This is a genomic window from Nonomuraea turkmeniaca, assembly GCF_005889735.1.
Lineage (GTDB): Bacteria > Actinomycetota > Actinomycetes > Streptosporangiales > Streptosporangiaceae > Nonomuraea > Nonomuraea turkmeniaca.
Window position 1 is genome coordinate 1 of sequence record NZ_VCKY01000468.1, and the last position, 2,821, is coordinate 2,821.

4 protein-coding genes are annotated in these 2,821 nt (G+C 69.4%); 2 read left to right on the top strand and 2 right to left on the bottom strand.

Translation table 11 applies throughout. From position 1 onward, the window contains the following. A partial coding sequence (locus ETD86_RS53670; protein WP_170223806.1) for a tyrosine-type recombinase/integrase occupies positions 1 to 277 on the top strand: 277 nt, incomplete at its 5' end. A 339-nt stretch (positions 278 to 616) separates the two neighbouring features. Beyond that, on the top strand, positions 617 to 772 hold the full coding sequence (locus ETD86_RS57750; protein ID WP_211370924.1) for a hypothetical protein: 156 nt from the start codon (positions 617 to 619) through the stop codon (positions 770 to 772). A 206-nt stretch (positions 773 to 978) separates the two neighbouring features. On the opposite strand, the gene ETD86_RS53680 is transcribed toward ETD86_RS57750, so the two are convergent. Together ETD86_RS53680 and ETD86_RS53685 are read right to left on the bottom strand one after the other, a co-directional pair. After that, the gene (locus ETD86_RS53680; protein ID WP_246149525.1) at positions 979 to 1,545 is read right to left on the bottom strand and encodes a GNAT family N-acetyltransferase; all 567 of its coding nucleotides are present in this window, start codon (positions 1,543 to 1,545) and stop codon (positions 979 to 981) included. 233 nt (positions 1,546 to 1,778) lie between these two features. Beyond that, positions 1,779 to 2,821 (bottom strand): L,D-transpeptidase (locus ETD86_RS53685; RefSeq protein ID WP_138674283.1); only part of this gene is annotated, 1,043 nt, incomplete at its 5' end.

Here is a 2,821-nt window from a genome sequence, read left to right on the forward strand (position 1 = left end):
GGGGCGGAGGCTGGCGCGTGGGGACGTGCAGGCGGTGATCGACCGGGTGCAGGCGCGGGTGGATCCGGATCAGCGGCGGTCGGTGACGCCGCACGGGTTGCGGCACACGACGGCGACGCATTTGCTGGCCGATGCGGTGGACATGGACGCGGTGCGGCGGGTGCTGGGGCACAGTGATCTGTCGACGCTGGGGCGTTACCGTGATGAGTTGCCGGGCGAGTTGGAGGTGGCGATGCGGTCGCATCCGCTGCTGCGTGAGAGCGGGCCGCCGCGGTGACGTGCTAGGCAGATGTCCGCAGCTTTGCCGTCTTTTCGGGTAATGGGCTGTTCTCTCCGTGCCGTGGTCGCGAGAACGCGGGAACGGGCCTGCCGGCCGCCTCCGGTGTGCGTCCGCCGTGCGATCTGGTGCCTGCATCACGGACCTGTTCGGGGGTCGAGGCTGCTCATGATCAGGTCGGTCAGCGCGGTGGCGGCTTCGCGGTCGGTGAATCCGCGAGCAGACGGCGCGGCGCATCGGCCTCGACCGAGGTCCGCATCGACCTCGAGGGAACCGGGCCGGCGGGTGAGCCGCTCAGCACGAGCCGCTACCTCGTGCACCTCCGCGGGTCAGCGTCCCTTGGCCGCACTCGGCGTCGCCCTCGGTGTGGAACGCCTGCTCGGTCTGCGCGGCGAACCCGTGCCGCGCGGCATCCATACCCCCGAGGCACTGCTGGACCCGGCCTTCGCCGTCGAGCGGATGGCAGACATCGGCACCACCTTCGTCAGCGCATGAAGGCACCCGCACGCGCCTGGCAGGGATGCGGCAGGAAGGCAGGCGAAGGACACCGCGGCGCAGACCCTTTCGACGTCAGTGGATCCGTACCAGCCATTGCGGACTGACGCAGGCCACCGTGCAGCCGCCGATGCCCGCCGGGGCTTGTCATCTTCGGTTCGGTCACACCGATCAGGGTGTCTCCGCGCTGCCACGTGGCGGAGGGGTCACAGGCGGCGGTGCAGGAGCATGCCGGGCCACTCCCCCACGGTGAAGGGTTCGGCGCGGGTGAAGCCGCAGCTTTCGTAGAAGGCGACGAGGCGGCCGTCGTCGCCGGCGTAGCAGTCGACGCGCAGCAGGGCCAGGCCGCCGGTGCGGGCGTGCTGCGCGGCCCAGTCCAACAGGGTGCGCCCGACCTGGCGGCCGGCGTAGCGGCGGTCGGTGACCAGGGCTTGGATGTAGAGCTCGGGTTCGGCGGCGGGGGTGACGTAGTCGTGGGCGGGGCCGACGACGACGCAACCGGCGGGGGCGCCGCCGATGTCGGCGATGCGCATGCCGCCGCCGGCGGCCCAGCCGGTGATCTGCTGGGTGCGGCGGGGGTCGCCGGTGAAGGGACGGCTGCCCCACTGGCCGGTGCGTCCTTGGGCCGTCAGCCAGGCGACGGCGCCGTCGAACATGGCCAGGACGGCGGGGATGTCGTCGGTTGTTCCTTCGCGGATGTCCACGCCGCCACTGTAGAGCTTGTCGGCCGGGGTCATGTGTGCGGCCGTCTCGTCCCGGAGAGGGAGCCGCATGCCCTGACGCTATTGGCTCTCGGTCTACGAGTCAGCGCCCGGCGGAGCAACCGCACCGCCTCGCGCGAGACTTCCTCGGCGTGGGGGGCGCTCAAGCCCGCGCCGTTGACGGCCCCCACGAGGAGAAGTAGGTGCCGTTGCCCCAGGTCTCGATATTGTGTGGCCGGACGGGGAAGGGCCTCAGGCATCCGCCTCGGTTCTGGCTCGCCGTTGCCCACCGTCCATGGCGCGGGTCAGGCCTTGCCGTTCAGGGCGCTGCCCTTCTTCCACTCCTTGAACGACATCTGCCAATAGCCCCAGCCGTTGTTCCACTCCAGTTCGCGGTTGGTGCCGACGATGGTGACGACGTCGCCGCGCTGGACGTTGTCGAAGAACCATTTGGCCTGGTCGGGGCGGGCGTTGATGCAGCCGTGGCTGACGTTGCGCACGCCTTGGGCCCAGACGTTGTTCTTGGCGTGGACGTACTCGCCGGAGTTGGAGATGCGGACGGCGTGATTGATCATCACGTCGTAGTAGCCGGGGTCGCCCTTTTTGCGGCCGGGGGAGATCATGCGGACGGGGTTGCCGCGTTCCATGGTGAGGTGGACGCCGGAGGTGGTGGTGTATTCGCGGGTGGTGGCCATGCCGGCGCTGATGCGCATGGTCTGCACGCGTTTGCCGTCCTGGTAGACGTACATGCGCTTGGTGCGGGTGTCGACCTTGCTGATCTGCTTGGCGCCGATCTTGAGGGTGGCGGTGTAGTCCTTGGTGCCGTACAGGCCCTTGCCGCCCTTGATGCCGGTGATGCGGGCGTTGAACTTCACCTTCTGGTGGGCGGGCCAGTATTTGGCGGTGCGGTAGATGGCCTTGGTGTCGTCGACCCAGCGCCAGGCGCCTTCGACGGGTTTTTCGGCGTCGACCTCGAGGGCGCGTTCGATGGTGGCCTTGCTGGCGACCGGCTGGTTGAAGGTGACGATGATGGGGGCGCCGACGCCGAGGGTCTCGCCCTTGGCGTTGGGGGTCACGTCGATGATCTGCAGGGCGCGCTGGGGTTTGGCCGTGCGGAAGGCGCTGGTGGCGGTAGTGGCGCCGGCCTTGGCGGTGACGGCGTAGTCGGTGGAGGGCTTGAGCGGGGTTTTGGAGACCCAGCGGGTCTTGTCGGCGTTGTAGCGGCCCTCGATCTGCTCGTCGCCGGCGGCGACGGTGACGTCCTCGAGGGCGCCGCCGGCGGCGGTGACGACGATCTTCTTGTCGGGGCTGACCTTGGCGCTGCCCTCAGTGGGGGTGATCTTGACGG

Bases quoted from the DNA above. Each gene is read 5' to 3' on its own strand.
- ETD86_RS53680 (WP_246149525.1), bottom strand. From the start codon at position 1,545: ATGCGGCTCCCTCTCCGGGACGAGACGGCCGCACACATGACCCCGGCC.